At 67.6% G+C, this 19596-nt stretch carries 20 protein-coding genes and 7 tRNA genes; 5 read left to right on the forward strand and 22 right to left on the reverse strand.

Annotated elements, in window-relative coordinates:
* Positions 1-90: 90 nt before the first annotated feature.
* From ruvB to RCH12_RS01300, 15 genes are all read right to left on the reverse strand, one after another.
* Positions 91-1125: a Holliday junction branch migration DNA helicase RuvB gene (ruvB, locus tag RCH12_RS01230; protein ID WP_103431917.1), complete on the reverse strand. Its 1035-nt coding sequence runs from the start codon at positions 1123-1125 to the stop codon at positions 91-93.
* Complete coding sequence (gene ruvA / locus RCH12_RS01235; RefSeq protein WP_103431918.1) at positions 1122-1775, reverse strand: Holliday junction branch migration protein RuvA; 654 nt, start codon at positions 1773-1775, stop codon at positions 1122-1124. Before ruvA ends, ruvB begins: the two co-directional genes overlap by 4 nt.
* Positions 1772-2425 (reverse strand): crossover junction endodeoxyribonuclease RuvC, encoded by a 654-nt coding sequence (gene ruvC, locus RCH12_RS01240; protein ID WP_088456318.1) that lies wholly within the window; start codon positions 2423-2425, stop codon positions 1772-1774. Before ruvC ends, ruvA begins: the two co-directional genes overlap by 4 nt.
* A gap of 7 nt (positions 2426-2432) precedes the next feature.
* Complete coding sequence (locus tag RCH12_RS01245) at positions 2433-3194, reverse strand: YebC/PmpR family DNA-binding transcriptional regulator (protein WP_327015807.1); 762 nt, start codon at positions 3192-3194, stop codon at positions 2433-2435.
* A 139-nt stretch (positions 3195-3333) separates the two neighbouring features.
* Positions 3334-3870: a DUF1697 domain-containing protein gene (locus RCH12_RS01250; RefSeq protein WP_103431920.1), complete on the reverse strand. Its 537-nt coding sequence runs from the start codon at positions 3868-3870 to the stop codon at positions 3334-3336.
* A 52-nt stretch (positions 3871-3922) separates the two neighbouring features.
* A complete protein-coding gene (pdxT, locus tag RCH12_RS01255; protein ID WP_442784544.1) occupies positions 3923-4570 on the reverse strand; it encodes a pyridoxal 5'-phosphate synthase glutaminase subunit PdxT in 648 nt (215 codons plus the stop codon).
* Positions 4527-5447: a pyridoxal 5'-phosphate synthase lyase subunit PdxS gene (gene pdxS / locus RCH12_RS01260; RefSeq protein ID WP_327015809.1), complete on the reverse strand. Its 921-nt coding sequence runs from the start codon at positions 5445-5447 to the stop codon at positions 4527-4529. The genes pdxT and pdxS overlap by 44 nt, the downstream gene beginning before the upstream one ends.
* A gap of 121 nt (positions 5448-5568) precedes the next feature.
* Positions 5569-6204 carry an HIT family protein gene (locus RCH12_RS01265; protein ID WP_103431922.1) on the reverse strand — a complete coding sequence of 212 codons (636 nt, stop codon included), beginning with the start codon at positions 6202-6204 and terminating at the stop codon, positions 5569-5571.
* 2 nt (positions 6205-6206) lie between these two features.
* Positions 6207-8252, reverse strand: a complete 2046-nt coding sequence (thrS, locus tag RCH12_RS01270) for a threonine--tRNA ligase (protein WP_442784541.1) — start codon at positions 8250-8252, stop codon at positions 6207-6209.
* Between the two features lie 147 nt (positions 8253-8399).
* Positions 8400-8474, reverse strand: a tRNA-Val gene (locus RCH12_RS01275).
* A gap of 25 nt (positions 8475-8499) precedes the next feature.
* Positions 8500-8573 (reverse strand) — tRNA-Cys (locus RCH12_RS01280).
* Positions 8574-8630: 57 nt separating this feature from the next.
* A tRNA-Gly gene (locus tag RCH12_RS01285) sits at positions 8631-8702 on the reverse strand.
* A gap of 197 nt (positions 8703-8899) precedes the next feature.
* Positions 8900-8971, reverse strand: a tRNA-Val gene (locus RCH12_RS01290).
* Between the two features lie 36 nt (positions 8972-9007).
* Positions 9008-9081, reverse strand: a tRNA-Cys gene (locus tag RCH12_RS01295).
* Positions 9082-9155: 74 nt separating this feature from the next.
* Positions 9156-9227: transfer RNA gene (locus RCH12_RS01300), tRNA-Gly, on the reverse strand.
* Between the two features lie 159 nt (positions 9228-9386).
* Between RCH12_RS01300 and RCH12_RS01305 the strand changes: the two genes are divergently transcribed.
* A tRNA-Val gene (locus RCH12_RS01305) sits at positions 9387-9459 on the forward strand.
* 111 nt (positions 9460-9570) lie between these two features.
* On the opposite strand, the gene glpX is transcribed toward RCH12_RS01305, so the two are convergent.
* Positions 9571-10500, reverse strand: a complete 930-nt coding sequence (gene glpX, locus RCH12_RS01310; RefSeq protein WP_327015810.1) for a class II fructose-bisphosphatase — start codon at positions 10498-10500, stop codon at positions 9571-9573.
* 53 nt (positions 10501-10553) lie between these two features.
* Here glpX and RCH12_RS01315 point away from each other — a divergent pair, with 53 nt between their 5' ends.
* The 4 genes from RCH12_RS01315 to RCH12_RS01330 all read left to right on the forward strand — a co-directional run bounded on the left by RCH12_RS01315 (position 10554) and on the right by RCH12_RS01330 (position 12718).
* Entirely contained in the window at positions 10554-10844 is a 291-nt protein-coding gene (locus tag RCH12_RS01315) for an antibiotic biosynthesis monooxygenase family protein (RefSeq protein WP_103431925.1), read from the forward strand.
* A 17-nt stretch (positions 10845-10861) separates the two neighbouring features.
* Positions 10862-11101 (forward strand): hypothetical protein, encoded by a 240-nt coding sequence (locus tag RCH12_RS01320; RefSeq protein ID WP_327015811.1) that lies wholly within the window; start codon positions 10862-10864, stop codon positions 11099-11101.
* Positions 11098-11466 carry an HNH endonuclease signature motif containing protein gene (locus tag RCH12_RS01325; protein WP_442784542.1) on the forward strand — a complete coding sequence of 123 codons (369 nt, stop codon included), beginning with the start codon at positions 11098-11100 and terminating at the stop codon, positions 11464-11466. The genes RCH12_RS01320 and RCH12_RS01325 overlap by 4 nt, the downstream gene beginning before the upstream one ends.
* Before the next feature lie 97 nt (positions 11467-11563).
* Positions 11564-12718, forward strand: coding sequence for an NAD(P)/FAD-dependent oxidoreductase (locus RCH12_RS01330; protein WP_327015812.1), 1155 nt, complete (start codon positions 11564-11566; stop codon positions 12716-12718).
* A 50-nt stretch (positions 12719-12768) separates the two neighbouring features.
* On the opposite strand, the gene RCH12_RS01335 is transcribed toward RCH12_RS01330, so the two are convergent.
* The 6 genes from RCH12_RS01335 to RCH12_RS01360 form a co-directional block, all read right to left on the reverse strand.
* A complete protein-coding gene (locus RCH12_RS01335; protein WP_327015813.1) occupies positions 12769-13497 on the reverse strand; it encodes a YqjF family protein in 729 nt (242 codons plus the stop codon).
* Positions 13498-13504: 7 nt separating this feature from the next.
* On the reverse strand, positions 13505-14974 hold the full coding sequence (locus RCH12_RS01340; RefSeq protein WP_103431929.1) for a flotillin family protein: 1470 nt from the start codon (positions 14972-14974) through the stop codon (positions 13505-13507).
* A gap of 122 nt (positions 14975-15096) precedes the next feature.
* Positions 15097-15417 carry an SHOCT domain-containing protein gene (locus RCH12_RS01345; RefSeq protein WP_103431930.1) on the reverse strand — a complete coding sequence of 107 codons (321 nt, stop codon included), beginning with the start codon at positions 15415-15417 and terminating at the stop codon, positions 15097-15099.
* 102 nt (positions 15418-15519) lie between these two features.
* Positions 15520-15942 (reverse strand): DUF6325 family protein, encoded by a 423-nt coding sequence (locus tag RCH12_RS01350; RefSeq protein ID WP_103431931.1) that lies wholly within the window; start codon positions 15940-15942, stop codon positions 15520-15522.
* Between the two features lie 117 nt (positions 15943-16059).
* Positions 16060-18696, reverse strand: coding sequence for a LuxR C-terminal-related transcriptional regulator (locus RCH12_RS01355; RefSeq protein WP_327015814.1), 2637 nt, complete (start codon positions 18694-18696; stop codon positions 16060-16062).
* Positions 18697-19039: 343 nt separating this feature from the next.
* Positions 19040-19546 carry a type II toxin-antitoxin system PemK/MazF family toxin gene (locus RCH12_RS01360; protein WP_327015815.1) on the reverse strand — a complete coding sequence of 169 codons (507 nt, stop codon included), beginning with the start codon at positions 19544-19546 and terminating at the stop codon, positions 19040-19042.
* Positions 19547-19596 lie beyond the last annotated feature (50 nt).

The following is a 19596-nucleotide window of genomic DNA, read 5'->3' on the forward strand; positions in this document are numbered from 1 at the left end:
CCTTCCCGTGCGAGCGTGGTGTCGCGACGAAGTTTTTTGTGGGAGTGGCTGGGGGAAGCCGGCAGAAGGTGCGTGCCTGACCAGCTTGAATTATAGAACATCCAAGGTGAGCGCAGCCTGAGGATTGCTCAAGCCGAAATGCCGCCACGCTGCGGCAGTGGCAACCCGCCCGCGCGGGGTACGCGTGAGGAAGCCTATCCGCACCAGGAAGGGCTCGACGACCGATTCGATGGTTTCGGGTTCCTCCCCCACCGAGACGGCCAGTGTATTCAGCCCAACCGGCCCACCCCCAAAACGGGTGAGGACGATGTTCATGACCTCGCGGTCGAGCCGGTCCAGTCCGATTTCGTCGACGTCGTAGAGTTCCAGCGCCGCGTGCACGGCCGCCAGGTCGGCGTCTCCGCCGTGAACGAGCGCGTAGTCGCGCACCCGGCGCAACAGCCGGTTGGCGATTCGCGGGGTCCCCCGGCACCGGCCGGCGATCTCGGCGATGGCCTCCCGGTCGATGACCAGTCCGAGGAGGCGTGCGGCGCGCACCAGCACCAGTTCGAGTTCGGCGTCGGCGTAGAACTCCAGGTGGGCCGTGAATCCGAACCTGTCGCGGAGCGGGTTCGGCAGCATGCCGGAACGTGTGGTGGCCCCGACCAGGGTGAACGGCGCCAGGTCCAACGGTACCGAGGTGGCTCCGGCCCCCTTGCCGACCATGATGTCGATGCGGAAGTCCTCCATCGCCAGGTAGAGCATCTCTTCGGCGGAGCGAGCCATCCGGTGGATCTCGTCGATGAAGAGCACCTCGCCGGGCACGAGGGAGGAGAGCACGGCGGCCAGGTCACCGGCGTGCTGAATCGCGGGGCCGCTTGACATGCGCAGCGGCCGATTGCCCTCGTAGGCGATGATCATGGCGAGGGTCGTCTTGCCGAGGCCTGGCGGGCCGGCCAGCAGGATGTGGTCTGGGGTGCGCTGCTGCATCGATGCCGCGGTCAGCAGCAGCTGCAACTGGCCGCGCACCTTCTGCTGGCCGACGAACTCGGTGAGGCTCTTGGGGCGCAGGGCGCCCTCGAAGGCCAGCTCCGCGTCGCCCTCGAGGGCCGGGTTGGTCAGGTCGACGCCGGGATCCTGGGTCATGAGTTGCGCCCAGCGGCGTTGGCGGCACCCGAATGCTGGGCAGGACCGAGCCGGGCCAAGGCCAGGCGGAGCACGGCCCCGACCCCGGCTTCCTCGGCGTCGAACTCGGCTGTGCTGCCGGCGAGGATCTCCTCAACGGCCTGGACGGCGACACGCTCCGACCAGCCGAGGCCGATCAGCGCTGCTTGCACGCTGGCGCCGACGGTGGCCGTGGCGACGCCGGCGCGTCCGGGGGCAACGGCGGCGCTGGTGACGGCGACCTTGCCGACCAGTGACAGCACTATGAGCTTGGCGGTCTTCGGCCCGATCCCGCTGACCTTGCGGAACACGGCATCATCCTCGGCATTGACGGCGAGTGCGATCTGGTTGGGGGTGAGCACGGCGAGCACGCCGAGCGCGGACTTGGGACCGACGCCGGTGACGCCGACGAGAAGCTCGAACACGGCGAGTTCTTCGGCGCTGGGGAAGCCGTAGAGGGTCAAGGAGTCTTCGCGAACGATCAGGGTGGTGGCAAGGCGGGTTTCGGTGCCGATCCTCGCGGCCAGGGCCGTGGACGGCGTGACCTGCACGGCGAGTCCGACTCCGCCGACCTCGATCACGACGGTTGAGCCCAGGGCTGAAAGGACTGGGCCACGCACTGAAGAGATCACCTAGCCAGCCTACGGTGCGCCGCAGACACTGCTGCCGCCGACCCCGGCGCGTTGCCGCGCTCGGCGTCGCGCCAGGCCTTCTGCGCCGGAGTGAGCGAGCCGGGACTGAGCGCGGGCGTGGACCGGTTGCCCGCTGCGACCGTACCGCTGGTGGGGAGTACACCGCCGGCGGCGCCCGTTCGCCAGGCGTGGCAGATGGCCAGCGCGAGCGCGTCGGCGGCATCCGCCGGTTTCGGGATCTCGGCCAGGCCCAGCACCCGGGCGACCATGGTGCCGACCTGTTTTTTGTCCGCGGAGCCGTACCCGGTGATCGCGGCCTTGACCTCGCTCGGGGTGTGCAGGGTCACCGTCAGTCCGCGCTTGGCGGCGAGCATGAGGGCCACTCCGCTGATTTGGGCGGTGCCCATGACCGTGCTCACGTTCTGCTGCGCGAAGACCCGCTCAATGGCCACGAAGTGCGGTTGGTGCCGGTCGAGGAGCTCTTCGAGGCCCTCACTGATCAGCAGCAGGCGGCGTTCGAGGGGCAGGTCGGGAGAGCTGCGGAGCACCTGCACGTCGACCAGGGTCGCCGAACGGTTCGCTGCGACGTCGACGATCCCGACGCCGCAGCGGGTCAGGCCCGGGTCGATGCCCAGCACCCTGACCGTCATCGGTGGGCTATTCGCTGTCTGCTTCGAGCTCGGCCTGGACCTCGGCCGAGACGTCGTAGTTGCTGTAGATGTTCTGCACGTCGTCGAGTTCCTCGAGTGCGTCGATGAGCCTGAACACCTTGCGGGCGGTCTCGGCGTCGACCTCGATCTTGAGCTGCGGGACGAAGGCGATGTCGGCGGAGTCGTAGTCGATTCCAGCGGTCTGCAGGGCGGTGCGGGTGGCGACCAGATCGTGCGCCTCGCTGAAGACCTCGAACTTCTCGCCGTCGTCGACGACCTCTTCCGCGCCGGCGTCGAGCACCGCAGCGAGAACGTCGTCTTCGGTTGCGTCTCCCTTGGGCACCACGACGATGCCCTTGCGGTGGAAGTTGTAGGCGACACTGCCCGGGTCGGCCATGTTGCCGCCGTTGCGGCTGACCGTGGTGCGCACCTCGGCCGCGGCACGGTTCTTGTTGTCGGTGAGGCACTCGATCATGATGGCGACACCGTTGGCGGCGTAGCCCTCATACATGATGGTGGTGTAGTCGACGGCTTCACCGGACAGCCCAGCGCCGCGCTTGACGGCGCGGTCGATGTTGTCGTTGGGGACCGAGGTCTTCTTCGCCTTCTGGATGGCGTCGACGAGCGTCGGGTTGCCGGAGAGGTCGGCTCCGCCCATACGGGCGGCGACCTCGATGTTCTTGATCAGCTTGGCGAAAGCCTTCGCCCGACGCGAGTCGGTGACGGCCTTCTGGTGCTTGGTGGTCGCCCACTTGGAATGCCCGGACATGAATCTCCCGATTTTCGTTGCGTTGTCGTTGCGCTAACTCGTGCGACGCGCTTGGGGCGTCGTCTGCTGGCACCGCGACCGTTCCGACCGCTCAGTGCGCTCTCAGTCTAGCCCGGGCACCCTCTGACTGCCCTTCGGCTCACCGGGTGGTGGGCACGCCGAGTATCTTGTGCAGGGTGCGCAGGTTGCGGTTCGTGGTGGTGGATTTGTACCGGGGTTTGGCAGCCAGGACGCTGAAGGGGCTCTTGATGCCCACAGCCCGACGCACCTGCCAGTACAGGAGTCCGTCGCCGGGTTGAACGCTCTCGTCGGCCGGATCGAGCGGGGGCGCGCTGACCAGGAGCTCGTCGAGCCGGGCCGGGTCTGAGCCGAAGAGGATGTACGAGTGCCAGCCGTCCCGGTCGTCGAACGGGTAGCCGGCGACGGCTGCGACGAGGTCGTCTCTGGGAAGGAGCACCACGAACGCCGTGTACCCGAATCGCTCGGACAGGGCTCGTTCCAAGCCCGTCTTGACGGCGGCGGCATCCGCCTCGTCGCTCGTGAAGAGCACATTGCCGCTGGCCAGGATGGTCGCGACACCGCTGTGGCCGAGCCTGCTGACGGTGTCGGCCAGGTCGGCCATCTTGATGGTAATGCCGCCGACGTTGATGCCGCGCAGCAGGGCGACGTATCTCATGGGCTGGCCTGGGTCATGCCCCCATTGTGCCGGACTGCGTGGTGCAGCCGGGCTAGACGCCGAAACCGGCCGTCCGCACCTTCTGCAGGAAGTACTCGTGGAAGCGGTACTCCCCCGTGATCTCCGGGTGGAAGGACGTGCCGAGCAGGTTGCCCTGCTCGACGGCCACGCATCGACCGTCGGCGATCGTGGCCAACGCCGTGGCGCGCGGTCCGACGGTCTCGACCACCGGGGCGCGGATGAAGACGGCGTGCACCGGGGCCTCGCCGAGGGCCGGCACCTCCAGGTCGGTCTCGAACGAGGCGGTCTGCGAGCCGAACGCGTTGCGGCGCACGCTGATGTCCAGGCCGCCGATGCTCTGCTGGCCCGAAATCCCGTCCAACACCGTGTCGGCCAGCATGATCAGTCCCGCGCAGGTGCCGTAGACCGGCATCCCGCCCTGGACGGCCGCTCGCAGGGGGTCGGCGAGGCCGAACATGCGAGTCAGCTTGTCCATCACGCTGGACTCGCCGCCCGGGATCACCAGGCCGGTGACGCTGGCCAGTTCCTCCGGGCGGCGCACGAGAGTGACCTCGCTGCCGAGCGAGCGCAGGACGTCGGCGTGCTCGCGAAAGTCGCCCTGAAGGGCGAGTACTCCAACGCTCATGAAGCGGGTGTTACCAGCCGCGCTCGGAAAGGCGGTGCGGGGCGGCAAGGTCAGACACGTTGATGCCGACCATCGCTTCGCCGAGGCCGCGCGAGACATCCGCGATGATCTTGGCGTCGTCGTAGAAGGCGACGGCCTTGACGATGGCGTTGGCGCGTTCCTGCGGGTTGCCGGACTTGAAGATGCCCGAACCCACGAAGACGCCGTCGGCGCCGAGCTGCATCATCATGGCCGCGTCGGCCGGGGTGGCCACGCCGCCGGCGGTGAACAGCACGACGGGCAGCTTGGCGGTCGCGGCGATCTCGGCGACGAGTTCGTACGGGGCCTGCAGGTCCTTGGCGGCCACGTACAGCTCGTCCTTGGTGAGCGAGGACAGCCGGGCGATCTCGCCCTTGATGGTGCGGATGTGCTTGGTGGCCTCAGAGACGTCGCCGGTGCCGGCCTCGCCCTTGGAGCGGATCATCGCGGCGCCCTCGGTGATGCGACGCAGCGCCTCGCCCAGGTTGGTGGCACCGCAGACGAACGGAATCGTGAAGTTCCACTTGTCGATGTGGTTGACGTAGTCGGCGGGGCTCAGCACCTCTGACTCGTCGATGTAGTCGACCTCGAGGGCCTGCAGCACCTGGGCTTCGACGAAGTGGCCGATGCGGGCCTTCGCCATGACCGGGATGGAGACCTCGGCGCGGATGCTGTCGATCAGGTCGGGGTCGCTCATGCGGGCGACACCACCCTGGGAGCGGATGTCGGCCGGGACGCGCTCGAGCGCCATGACGGCGACGGCGCCTGCGTCTTCGGCGATGCGGGCCTGCTCGGCGTTGACGACGTCCATGATGACGCCGCCCTTCAGCATCTCAGCGAGTCCGCGCTTGACGCGGCTCGAGCCGAACTGTGCGGCGCTGTCGACCTGCTCGGGGGAAGTGGTGTCAGTCATAGCTACGATTCTATTCCTTGCGTCTGGTGCCGCTGGTCGGGGCGAGGGGCACGGGTGATGAGAACTGGGTCAAGAGACGGGTGTTACTGCAAGCCGTGCCAGCGAGGTGGGAAAGCGGGGGTCAGACGGTGGAAACCGGCCAACCCTCCGCGACCTCGCGGCGCACCTCGCCGAGCAGCTTCGGGATCGCCTTGGTGCCGGCGATGATCGGGAAGAAGTTCGAGTCGAGCGCCCAGCGCGGCACGATGTGCTGGTGCAGGTGCTCGGCGATCCCGGCGCCCGCGATGCGGCCCTGGTTCATTCCGAGGTTGAACCCGTCGCAGCCCGAGGTGGCCTTGAGTACCCGCATTGCCACCTGGGTCAGGCTACCGATCTCGGCGACTTCCTCCGGGGTGGCTTCGTCATACGTCGCAACATGCCGGTAGGGGCAGACGAGCAGGTGGCCGCTGTTGTACGGGAACAGGTTCAGCAGCACGTAGGCGTACTTCCCGCGGGCCACGATGAGAGCCTTCTCGTCGTCCATCGACGGCGCGATGCAGAACGGGCAGTCGTCGGGGTGCGGCTGCTGGCCGTCTTGGATGTAGACCATCCGGTGCGGCGTCCACAGCCGCTGGAAGGCATCCGGAACGGCGGCGAAGTCGCCCGAATTCTCCACCCGGATGCCCTCGGCGACGTCCTGCGGGCTGCCGGACAGGCGGTCCCAGGGCGTGTCTCGCGGCACGTCCTTCTCGGGACCCGCCGGAGTGGCTTCGGTCATCGTCAGGCCTGGTCCGCGCCGGCCGTACCGACCAGGGCGACAGGTGCACCGTCCTGGGCGAAGTCGGCGGCGCCGTTGACCTGAGCGCGGGTGGTGATGGACGCGATGATCCGGCGGATGGCGTCGTCGACGGGAACCCCGTTTTCCTGGGTTCCGTCACGGAACCGGAAGCTGACCGCGCCGTTCGCGCGGTCATCCTCGCCGACGATGAGCTGGAACGGGATCCTCTGCAGCGTGGCGTTGCGGATCTTCTTCTGCATCCGGTCGCTGGAGGAGTCGAGCTCGACCCGGACGCCCGCCGTCTTGAGCTTGGCCAGGACTTCCCAGAGGAAGTCTTCGTACTGCTCGGACACTGGGATGCCGATGACCTGCACCGGCGAGAGCCAGACCGGGAACGCACCGGCGTAGTGCTCGAGCAGGATGGCGAAGAACCGCTCGATCGACCCGAGCAGCGCGCGGTGGATCATGACCGGCTGCTGGCGGGTGCCGTCCGGCGCCGTGTACTCCAGGTCGAACAGTTCCGGCTGGTTGAAGTCGAGTTGCACCGTCGACAGCTGCCAGGTGCGGCCGATGGCGTCCCGTGCCTGCACCGAGATCTTCGGACCATAAAAGGCCGCTCCACCCGGATCCGCCACGAGTTCGAGTCCCGAATCCTCGCCGACCTGGCGGAGGGTGTCGGTCGCGGCATCCCACTGCTCGTCGGTACCGACGGACTTCTTGGGATCGCGGGTCGACAGTTCCAGGTAGAAATCGGTGAGGCCGTAACCACGGAGGGTCTCGAAGACGAACTCGAGCTGGCTGGTGACCTCGGCCTTGACCTGGTCCTGGGTGACGTAGATGTGCGCATCGTCCTGGGTGAGGCCGCGCACGCGAGTGAGGCCCTGCAGCGTGCCGCTCTTCTCATAGCGGTAGACGGTGCCGAACTCCGCCAGGCGTAACGGAAGCTCGCGGTAGCTGCGGCCGCGGGCCTTGAAGATGAGGTTGTGCATCGGGCAGTTCATGGGCTTCAGGTAGTAGTCCTGGCCCTGGCGGGTGACGTGGCCCTCGGCGTCGACCTCTTCGTCAAGGTGCATGGGCGGGAACATGCCCTCGCGGTACCAGTTGAGGTGCTGGCTGGTCTCGAACAGGTGACCCTTGGTGATGTGCGGGGTGTTGACCAGGTCGTAGCCGTTCGCGAGCAGGCGCTCGCGCATGAAGTTCTCGATCTCCGAACGGATGATGCCGCCCTTGGGGTGGAACACGGCCAGTCCCGAGCCGATCTCTTCGGGGAAGGAGAACAGGTCCAGTTCCTGACCGAGCTTGCGATGGTCGCGCTTGGCGGCCTCTTCCAGGCGGGCCTTGTAGGCGCGCAGTTCGTCCTTGGTGGGCCAGGCGGTGCCGTAGATGCGCTGCAGCTGCGGGTTCTTCTCCGAACCGCGCCAATACGCTGCGGCCAGGCGAGTGAGCGAGTAGCCGTTGCCGATCATGCGGGTGTTGGGCAGGTGCGGACCGCGGCAGAGGTCCTTCCACACGGTCTCACCGGTCTTGGGGTCGACGTTGTCGTAGATGGTCAGTTCCGCGCCGCCGACCTCGACGGACTCGTCGGCCTGGTTCGGGGTGCCTGCCTCGTCGGACGAGCCTGTCGAGACCCCCTTCAGGCCGATGAGTTCCAGCTTGTACGGCTCTGCCGCGAGTTCGGCGCGGGCCTCGTCATCGGTGACGACGCGGCGCACGAAGCGCTGGCCCTGACGGATGATGCGGTCCATGGCCTTCTCGAGCGCCTTGATGTCTTCGGGGGTGAACGGTTCGGCCACGTCGAAGTCGTAGTAGAAGCCGTCGGTGACGGGCGGACCGATTCCCAGGCGCGCCGCGGGGTTCACGGTCTGCACGGCCTGAGCGAGCACGTGAGCAGCCGAGTGGCGCAGAATACTGAGGCCGTCGGGCGAGTCGATGGTCACCGGGGTGACGTCATCCGTTTCGGTCACCGCAGTGGCGAGGTCCCTGAGCTCGCCGTTGACGCGCATGGCGACAACGGATCGGTCGGTGAAAAGCTCAAAACCGTCAACCACGTGTATTACTCCCTTGAGTTGCGAACCCTTCAACTTTAGCGGGCGCCGGTGGGCTCAGTGACGGGCCCCGGGCACAGAAAAGCGCTGCCGGCGATGCCCGTGTGGACTCTGCCGACAGCGCTTGGCTGTGCTGCCTCTTGTGCTATCTGGTGGGCGATACTGGGATCGAACCAGTGACCTCTTCCGTGTCAGGGAAGCGCGCTACCGCTGCGCCAATCGCCCAGGACCGCGGATGGTACTCACGGGCTGGAGGTGGATACGGGATTCGAACCCGTGTAGACGGCTTTGCAGGCCGTTGCCTCGCCTCTCGGCCAATCCACCGTGTTCTTTGTTACCTGTATACCCAAAGAAAATCGGCCTCTCGGCCGATTTGCTTCGAGCGGATGACGAGATTCGAACTCGCGACCCTCACCTTGGCAAGGTGATGCGCTACCACTGCGCCACATCCGCAACTGCTCGCATTTCTGCGTGCTTGGAAGACTCTACTCGATCCTGGGGACCTCGTGTGCACATCACGCGCCCGTGGGCGCCCTGGCCGGTCGAAATGAGCCGCTGTGCCGCGGAATTACGCGGAAAAACAAAAAAACCCCCGAGTTTATCGGGGGTTTTCTTCGGTGCTTCTCGTGCGTGGTGCTGCCATTTCTCTGTGGGCGATACTGGGATCGAACCAGTGACCTCTTCCGTGTCAGGGAAGCGCGCTACCGCTGCGCCAATCGCCCAAATCCTTCGCAGTGCACAATGCACACTGTTGTGGTTGGAGGTGGATACGGGATTCGAACCCGTGTATACGGCTTTGCAGGCCGCTGCCTCGCCTCTCGGCCAATCCACCGTGCTTGATGCCGTATTCACTACAACCGTGCTGGGTTTACCAAAGAGAATCGGCCTTTCGGCCGATTCAATTCGAGCGGATGACGAGATTCGAACTCGCGACCCTCACCTTGGCAAGGTGATGCGCTACCACTGCGCCACATCCGCAACTGCTCGCATTTCTGCGTGCGTTGAAGACTCTAGCCGATAGTGCGAGACAAATTCAAACCGAGCGATTGCCGCGTGTCGCGGCCCCTCGATGTGCACTCAGGCCCCGGTCTGGTCTAGTATCAGATGTCGCAGTCGAGAGGTTTTCGAGTGTGGTTCGGGCGATTGGCGCAGTTGGTAGCGCGCTTCCTTCACACGGAAGAGGTCGTGGGTTCGAGTCCCGCATCGCCCACCGAAACGGCCCCCGGAGAACCCGGGGGCCTCGTTGGTTAACGATCAGAATTCGGTCCGGAACAGGCTGGCCGGTGCGGTGGACTCAGCGTTTGTCCGGCGCGGCCCCGCCCTAGCTTGACTCCCCAGAACCCACGGGTGTCGACGCGAACAGCACTCTGTCGCTGGCCACGAGGTCGTCGAGGGTCAATACCCGCTGGAGATCGTGCCCGGCGGCCAGGGCCAGGCGCAGTTGGTCATCGCTTTGGGGGGCGAGCCGGGCCTCCATGAATCCGCCCAATGCTCGAATCGCGCAGGCGGTGAGAACCCCCTCGGGCGTGCCGCCGATCCCCATGGCCAGATCGATTCGCCCACCGGGTGTGGCAGCGTCGATCGCGGCGGACACGTCGCCCTCCCCCGCGAGCACGACCCGTGCACCGACCCCGCGCAGTTCGGCCACCAGGCGCACGTGCCGCGGTTTGTCGAGCACCGCTACGGTGATCTCGGTCATCGGCTTCCCGAGCGCTTCGGCCAGCCGGCGCACGTTCTGGCTCGGGGTGGCCCGAAGGTCGAGGATGCCGCGGGCCGGCGCCGAGGAGATGAGCTTGTCCATGTAGAACACGTCCCGGGGATCGAACAGCGTGCCGCGTGGAGCAAGGGCGATGACACAGACGGATCCAGGCAGCCCTTCCTGCACGAGTCGAGTGCCGTCGAGCGGGTCGACGGCAATGTCGCAGGCCGGTCCGTCGCCGGAGCCGAGTTCCTCGCCGTTGGCCAGCATCGGGGCTTCGTCCTTCTCCCCCTCCCCGATCACCACGTACCCGGCGAATGGCGCCGGCAGCAGTTCGGCGCGCATGGCGGCGACTGCCGCGGCATCCGCCGCATTCTTGTCACCGCGTCCGAACCAGACTTGGGCGGCCAGTGCCGCCGCTACCGTCGCCGCGCGTACCGCGGCGACCAAGTCCGCCGCATAGTGTTCGCCGCCGAGAACGGTGCTGGTGCTGGTGCCCGCACTGGGGCTTGTGCTCGGTCTGGCGGCGTCGGCCGTCGTGTTGCTGCTCATGGGACTCGATGGTACCCGCAGGGCCGGGCCGCCAGCCGGGATAGTGTCAACGGGTGATCAGAGAACACGCCATCCTGCCCGTGCGAACCGGCCGTGAAGACGCCTTCCTTGCTGCGTTCCAGACGGCTCGGCCGCTCATCGAGTCGATGCCCGGTTTCCGTGGGCTCAGCCTGTCCAGATCGGTTGAGGATCCAACGTCCTTCCTGCTGCTGGTGGACTGGGAACGCTTGGAGGACCACACCGAGGGGTTCAGGCGCTCCCCTGAATACGCCGACTGGAAAGCTCTGCTGCACAGCTTTTACGACCCCTTCCCCGACGTGCAGCACTTCATCTCCGTGCCCTGATCTGTGCCCTGCTTCGGTTGACCAGCATCGCCCAAGCCACCCAGAACCAGGAGCGGCAGGACCCATCGATTCCCGAGAGGGGGCGGCGCACGATCGGCCAGATCTGCGCCGACGCCATGGCCGACCTGGTCCTGGACGGCGTCGCCCAGGGTGAAGACCGGGACGGTGACCATCACGCTGCTACGGATGCCGCCGCCGGTGCTGGCGGTCCCGTAACCCCAACCACCGACGTGTGTCGGTCGGGACCCGGTACTTGATCCTTACCGACCGAGAGCACTGCCCCGGTTTCCGTGGAACCTGCCGCTTCCCGGGCTGCACCAGACCCGCCTCCCGCAGGGATATCGACCACACCACCGCGTGGGAACACGGCGGACCCACCGACTACCACAACCTGGCCCACCTCTGCCGCGCCCACCACCGCCTCAAACACCACACCCTGTGGACCGTGGTGCACGAACCCGGCGGGGTGCTCGTGTGGACCTCCCCGGCCGGGGAAACCCACCGCACCTACCCCGAAACCACCCTCGGACCACCACCCACCCCGCCACCGGCTCTCGAACGACCGGCAGCACCGGCCCGGCCACAGGCGAACAACCGGCCTGAAGATCCACCGACCTTCTAGCGCTCCCCCAACCGTCTCGGAGGACGCGCAGCAGCGGGCACTTGCTAATTCGGCAATTCTGTTTGTCAATCTTGGAGCGGCGCTTCAGCATGGTCATATGACCAGCAACGGCACGCCTCCCTCTATCCCCCGTCTTCCACATCCGCAGACACTTTCACAGACACAGACACACGACGTCGTCATCATCGGCGGTGGAGCGGCCGGACTCAGCGCCGCAGTTGTGCTCGGGCGGGCACGACGTTCGGTGATCGTCGTCGATGACGGACATCCACGAAACGCGCCCGCCGACGGCGTGCACAGCTTCCTCACCCGCGACGGCCTGCGCCCCGCCGAGCTGGTGCGCCTCGGCCAGGACGAGGCCCGCTCGTACGGCGCTGAATTCATCATGGGCCGGGCCGTCAACAGCCGACGCTCGGCGCAGGGCTTCACGGTGACCCTCGATGACGGCAGCACGGTGTCGGGGCGCCGCCTGCTGGTGGCGACCGGGCTCGTCGATGAGCTTCCCGATGTTCCCGGCGTCGCCGAGCGGTGGGGACGGGACGTACTGCACTGCCCGTACTGCCATGGCTGGGAGGTCAGGGATCAGACCATCGGCATCCTCGGCACCGGGCCGAAGTCGGTTCACCAGGCGCTGCTCTTTCGCCAGTGGAGCAGGAACATCACCCTGTTCCTGCACGGGGACATGATCGACACCGACGGCACGATTTCGGAGCAGCACGGACCGACCGATGCAGAGTGGGAGCAACTCGCCGCCCGCGGCGTGAGCGTCGTGATCGGCCCGGTTGCGGGTCTCGACGTGCGGGACGACGCCCTGGCCGGGGTTCGCCTGGCCAGCGGTCGCCTGTTCCCCCTGCAGGCGCTCGTGGTCGCCCCGATGTTCACGGCTCGCACCGACTTCCTCGACGGACTCGGGCTGGCCTCGACACCGCATCCGCTCGGCGTTGGAACCCAGTTGGACAGCGACGAGACCGGGCGCGTACTCAACGATGGTGCCGTGGTGCCCGGAGTCTGGGCGGCCGGCAACGCCACCAACCTGATGGCGCAGGTCGTCGTGTCCGCCGCCGCCGGACTCGGCGTTGCCACGATGATCAACTCCGACCTCATAGCGGCGGAGGTGGAGAGCGCCGTGACGGCCTACCGCAGTCCGTTCTCGGCCGCCAACGAGGCCAGCAACAGCGACTCGGTGCTCGGCGATCGCCGACACGGGGTTCATCCAGAGCACACACCGGCTCGGGAAGGACAGAGCCGATAACGTCCACGTCGGCTCGTCCAACGGGACGCTGTGGTCGCTCTCGCGGCCGGTCAGTCCCTGGTGCCGAACCAGGTCGTGATTCCGGGTGAGTAGAGCACCGAATCAGGTGCCCGGGATCCTGCCAGCCCCGGGAAACCGGCCACCGAAAGCAGGCTGTCGTGCAGTGAGATCAGCTGCGCCGTGAACAGCCGCCACGGCTGGTGGTGGTTGCGCAGCCGGATGGTGCGGCCGCGCACCCGGGTGAACAGCGCCCAGCGCGCGGTGAGGAAGTCGGCCAGCGGATCGTCTACGACCGGATGACCCGTCGAGCGCACGACGATCTGAGTGTGCGCGTGCGCGGCGAGGTGGCGGGTGGACGAGTAGCGGTACTCGCCGGCCTCCACTTCCACCCGTGTGCGTGACCACATGTAGGGCAGCGCGAAGAGCGCGCGGGCGGCCAGCACGGCGGCGAGCCTGGACGCCTCGAGCGACACGAACACCACACCCCGCCGCCCGCGGTCGTCGACCGCGTAGAGACGCACATTCACCTCGACGAACGCGCCGAAGTACGGGATCGGCGCACTGCCGAACACCGTCGCTCGGTCCAGGACGAACGGGATCAGGCCGACCCAGCTGGAGCCGTCGTACACGTCGGGCCGGAGGCCGTCCGGGAGCAGCGGCGCCACCTGGTCGGCGTCGACCCGCCAATGCAGGAAAACCAGATCCGACCAGCGCTGGCTGGCCGTCGCCCGGCCGACCAGCGGCGGGGCGACGGCCGTGATCGGCCAGGGTTCTGACACGGGGTGGCTAAACGGCGTCGGTGTGAACGGCGCCGCTGTGAACCGTGCCGCTGTGAACGGTGTCAGCGTCGGCAGAAACCGGCACCTGCGCGGGCACAAACCCGTCGCCGGCCTGGGCCTTCGCCAGGGCCGTACCGGCAGCAGTTCCACCGATCAGGCCGCCGAGCAGGTCCTTGATGCCCACGCCCATGGTGGAGTTGAGCACGGCGTCGACCTCGGAGAAGCCGGAGGCGACGTTCTTGCTGAGCTGGCTGGCACCGTCGGTGGAGATCACCGTGAGCTGGTCGATGTTGCCCATCGGGGCGGCCAGCTCGTGCGCGATCTTCGGCAGCATCTCGACAAGGCGCAACTGGATGAGCGCCTCGGACTGCTCGGCCACGGCCTGGGCGCTGAGGCGGGTAGCCTCGGCCTCTGCCGAACCGCGGGCCAGGATCGCATCGGCGTTGGCCTGACCCTCGGCCCGGATGGCCTCGGCGGACGCCACCCGGCTGTCGCGGTCGGCGTTGGCCGCCGCGACCCGGGCCTCGGCGGCTGCGGCGGCGGAGACCCGCACGCGGTATGCGTCGGCGTCGGCCACGGCGTTGACCTCGGAGTCAAGCTCGGCCTTTCGCAGGCTGGCGCGACGCTTGGCGGTCAGCTCCTGCTCCTGAACGATGTTCTGCTGGGCCTTCGCCTCGGCCAGCGGCTTGGCCGCAGCAGCCTCGGCGGAGGCCTTGTCGGTGTCGAGCTGGAGCGCCGCCTTGCGCAGCGCCAGGGTGTTCTGGGCTTCGGCCACGGCCTGTTCGGCGATGATCGACGCTTCCTGCGCTTCGCGGTTGGCCTGGTGCTCGGCCACCTCGGCCTGACGGCGCACCTTGGCCTGTTCGGCACGACCCAGGTCGCGGATGTAGTCGTTCGCGTCGGTGATGCCCTTGATCTCGAACGAGTCGACGTCGACGCCCTGGTTGGCGAGGGATTCCCGGGCGGTGGCGAGCACCGACGTGCCGAGCTCATCACGCTTCTGGATGATGGTCATCACGTCGGTGGCGCCGATCGAGGAACGCAGGGAACCGCTGAGCACCTCCTGGGCGAAGTTGTCGATGTTCTTGTCCTGGCCGGTGAAGCGCTGGGCAGCGGCGCGGATCGCGGTCGGGTCGTCGCCGACCTTGACGATCGCGACGGCTTCGACGGTGAGAGTGATTCCGTTGCGGTCCTGGGCGACGGCCGTGATCTCGATGGCCCGGCTGCGCAGGCTGATCTTGAACGCCTTCTGGAAGAAGGGGGTGATGAACACGCCCTGGCCGTGCACCACCCGCTGGCCGGATTCCTCGAGCGTGGCGCCGTCGACGATGGTCTTCTTGGACTTCTTGCCGGTGATGACGAGGGCTTCGTCCGGCCCGGCGTTCTTGTACACCGAGCGGGCGTAGACGAGCACGATCACACCCACCACAATGACGAGGAAGACGATACCGATAATCGGACTGAGGAGTTCTAACATGTGTACCTTCCGGTCCGCGCCAGGCGAACATCACGTCGCGCAGCCAGAAGGGCCCCGCTCCCTCCACGTAGGCTAGCGCTCCCGCGCCCCGGCGTGCGGGGTCAGAAGGGTCGATTGTCTTCTCAGGCCAGCAATTTTGCCTTCGCCGCCGTGAACTCAGTGTCACTGAGCACCCCGGCATTGTGGAGTTGGGACAGCTGGTTCAGCTGGTCGAGCAGGGCGGAATCTCCCGAGGCCGCTGGCGCAGCTGCCTGCTGCGGCTGCTGCTGCTGGGCGTCGTACTCGGCCTGGGCTTGGGCATCGGCCTGTGCCTGGGCATCCTGGGCCCTGCCCTGTTGCCGCCGCTGCACATTGCCGCTCACGGCTGTGGCGGTGCCGGCGACGACCGCTGTGCGCGCGGCCATGCCCAGGAGTCCGGGGCGACCCCGTCGAAGTGGTGACATGATCTGGTCCTTACGGTTCGTGGCTGACTGTTCGTGACTGACTGTTCGTGGTTGAACGCGTCGATGGTTCTGGTCGGGTGTGCGGATCCGGTGTCGGCGAGGTCAAACCGCGGCGTCGAGTACCGCGTTCACGACGGCCGCGGGAATCCGCTCCTGATGGAGCACCGCTCCCCCCGATGCCGACAGGACGGAAGCGAAGTGCCGGGCCCAGGTCAGTTCCACGACCAGGACCGCGGCTGAGGTACCAGGCGGCAGGTCCACCGCGAGTTCCTCGACATCGTCCAGTCCGGCGAGGCCGAGTTCGCCCAGTGCCAGGTCCGGCAATTGCGCCTTCTCGGGCAGATCCTCCACCTCGACGATCCGCAGGTCGCCCTCGACGCTGCGAGAGACGAAGATCAGGTCGAGGAGGGTGACGGTTTTCTCATCGATCAGGGCTCGCAGTGCCTCACTCAGAGGGGCACCGGGCCTTTCGCCGTCAAAGGAGATCAGGAGAATCTCCACGGGTCCGTACGTGAATTCCGCCATCGGGTGTCCCTTCGTCAGACCTGCGGGCAGGCGCACCGCCACCCGGTTCGGGCTCAGTGTCGCCGTGCACCCGCGGGGTCGAGTCACCCGGAAAGGGTGAATCTGGACCTGACCCGGTCAGAGCAGCCCGCGATCCTGGGCGATCGCCACCGCGTCCGCCCGGTTCGTGGCCTCGAGCTTCTGGTAAATGTTGCGCAGGTGGGTCTTCACGGTGTTGGGGCTGACGTTGCGCTTGCCCGCGATGTCGGCCACGGACTGGTGGAACGGCAGCTCCCGCAGGATCTCTCGCTCTCGTTGGGTGAGCGCAGGACTGTTCCGGCCGTGGTCGAGCGCGGGCGGACGCTCGTGCAGGTGCAGCGCGTCAGCGGCGCGGAGAATGTGCCGGGCGAAGTCGTCGAGATCACCGAGTCGGCCGAGGCGACCGCGGATGAGAGCGGTGCCCTGCCCACCGACGGCCAGGAACGCCCGTTCACAGCCGATCCTGCTCGCGAGCCGCAGGGCTCGAAGCAGCCGGGCGTCCGCCTCGACGTGTCGGCCAGACACATCCGCCACGTGGGCCAGGGCTATCCAGGCGCTGACGATCGTCGCACCGCGCCATGCGGTGCGTTCCTCGAGAGCCGCCCCGCGGAGCCGTTCCTCAGCGGGGTGGCCGGCCCTGGTGGGTGGGACGAGGAGGAACCTGATCAGCATCGACTCCAGAGAGTCCTCCCCCAGCGCCCGTTCGATCAGGCGAACAAGCAACTGGGTTTCCAGCCGTCCGTCGAGTGCGCCGCTCAGCTCGATCAACGGTATGCAGCACAGGCTGAGGGCTCGCGGATGCTCAGAGCCGACCTCACGCATCAGGAGCATCAGCCTGTCGAGGGCCTGGCGTGACCGTGCCGCATTGTCCAGCTGGCTCAAGAGCAACAGCACCTCTGCGGGTACGCTGATGCCGGCATCGGAGCCCCTGTCCTCGCTTGCTGCCAAGGCCTCGAGAGCTACCGGGTCGACCGGCTGGCAGGCTTCGTACCGGTGAATTATCGCGTAGAGCAGCGCCCTGCCGGCGGCGTGGTCGACGGGCCGCTCGGCTCCCACGAGAGCTCCCATCTCTGACGCCGTCGTGGCCATCTGGCCTTCGAGCATCGCCACGTGCACCCAGTTACCGGCATGCCCCGCCGCCGTCGCCGCCAGGTCACAGGCCAAGAGGAACAACCAGTCCAAACCAACGTCCCTGGCCGAGTCCGCAACCTCTCTGAGAATGTCCTCCGCCGGACCGGGCTCACCGAGCTTGTCCCGGCAGCGGCCCTGGGCCGTTGCGGCCAACAGGTCGACGGCCAGGACCTGTCGCGCCGCCGATGGCACACCGCCCTGCAGGGCTGCCAAGCGGTTCTCGATGTCGGGCCGCTCAGTGGCGTGGAACGCCTGCAGAATGGCGACCACAAACGTCCATCGAGTCGAGGTCGCATCGGTGCGGTCGTGCTCGGGAAAGTCCCGGGCGGCCGCAGCGGCGGCCACCAGGAGTTGCTGCACCCGCCGCCGGGCCGGGACGTACGGGGGCTCGAGGAGTAGCCGCAGGCACAGCGTTGCGGTGGACACCACGCGGCCCTCGATCTCGTCCAGGGCGCGACCCACAAGATCCGTCGCACCGGATAAGACCAATACGAGGCCGAACCGTTCGAGCAACGCGCCCACGAGTTCTGGATCGTGCGCCACAAGCGACTGCTCCACCGCTGCCGGCGCGCAGGCCCGGTCCGCGAACCACTGACAGGCCAGGAGATGCCTGGCGGTCGCGGCGCCGGCGGCCAACCTGCGTCCCTCTCCCTGCAGGTAGGCGAGCAGGATCGGGTGGTATCGGTAGCCGGCCCCGCCCGGCGCAGCAGGCTCCCGCCCGATCAGCATGTTGTGGCGGGCCAGCCGCTCGAGCACCTCGCCGGCATCGGCGCGCTCTGTCACGGCCACCGCCAGGTCGAGGGGCACCACCTCGCTCAGCGCTGACGCCAACAGGACCTCCCGATCGCCGGTGTCGAGACCCGTGACCACCTCTGCCGCGAGATAGTCCGCCACCGCCGGGTTGTCGCCGTCGAAGCGCCTGAGGTCCAGTGCGGCTCCCTCGGATTCTCGCCAGGTGAGAGCGAGCGCAAGGCCGGTCGCCCAGCCTCCGGTCCGGCGCCTGAGGATGGCACCATCCTCGGCGGGCAGGTCGATGTGGTGCTGCGCAGCCAGGTTGAAGGTCTCCTCGAGTGTGAAGGCCAGGCTGTCGCCGGCGCACTCGATGAGCACACCGGCGGCCTCCAGGGGTGCTATCCCCGCCACGGGCCGGTGACGGCCGGACACGACGATGCGGACGCCCGGGGACATATCGACCAGCGCCTCGAGGATGCCGTCAAGATTCGTGCGGTTCGGGGACGACGGCCGCTCGGCAAGGTGCAGGTCGTCGACGAACACGAACGTCCGGCCCGGCCCCGAGGCGTCAGGTCCGTCCCCGCCCGCCAGCAGCCGCTGCCGGATCTCGTCAGGGTCCCTGGCGTCGCGGAGCGCAGCACCGTTGAACCACCGCACAGTCTGGGTTTCAGCTCTGAGCCGCCGCGCCCAGCCCGCCATCAGTGTTGTTTTGCCGGACCCCGCGGAGTCCCAGAGGACGAGGACCCTGGCATCAGGCCCGGTGAGCCGCTCAAGCACGGAATCCAGTCGCGGGCGGTGCAGGTACCACGCCGGTTCGGCAGCGAGCCCGGCGGGCAACGAGGAGGCCTGCGGTATCGCGAGGTCGACAGCCAAGGACAGTGCCGTGGAGAGGCTTGACGCGACCGACGCGGTTGGAGCTGCCGGAGTGCGGGGCGGGACCGGATTCAGAGGCGGGACCGGAGTGAGTGGGGGGGCCATCGGGAAACGTCCTCGATTTGCATCCATCGCGCTACGTCAGCCACAACATCAGCCGCGGCGACAGGGATTGCGGCGCAGCAGCTGCGTGGGACATGGCTACCCCGTCAAGGCCCCGGCGAACCGGGACCTTGACGGAGTTCTCGCGGTGTTCGGGTCACCGCCAGTGAGGTGATAATGCCGCGGTGGCCGGCCCTGGTCAAGGGGCGGCCCCGGCTCAGTGGCGCAACACCGAGCGCGGTCAGCGCCAGCCGTACCGAGTCCGCAGCGCCCGCTCGATCATCCGGTACCGTGCGGCATCCACGACGGTTCCTTCACGGCGGACCCCGCCCTGGCGTACCTGGAACACCCGGGCGAGCCCCGCCCAGCTCGGCCGCCGTGCGGGATCCCACGGCCCCTCACCGAGCGGCAGGTAGTCTGCGTTGCCTGAACGGTCAGTGCTCGTCAGCTGCACCGCCAGCATGTTGCCCTCGGACAGAGTCGCCATGACCACCACCGGCCGGTCCTTACCCCTACCGTCCAGTTCCTCGTAGGGAACCCACGTCCAGACGATCTCGCCCGGGTCCAGGGCGCCGTCGGTTTCGGGCGCGTAGCCCCAGCCCGCGCGTCGCACCGTCGTCGGATCGAGCTCGATCGTGGCGTCAGGACCGGATTGGCCGGGGGCGGTTCCCGTGCGCGGCACTCCGACGGTCCGGGCGCCGAAGAGGGCAGACCGAAGGGCGGTGAGGAGCTGCCGGGTGCGGAACACACCCGAACACTACCCCACCGCCCGGTCCCCCAGATGCCTCAGCTCTGCTG

The sequence above is a fragment of the Cryobacterium sp. MP_3.1 genome, from assembly GCF_035984795.1.
GTDB lineage: Bacteria > Actinomycetota > Actinomycetes > Actinomycetales > Microbacteriaceae > Cryobacterium > Cryobacterium zongtaii.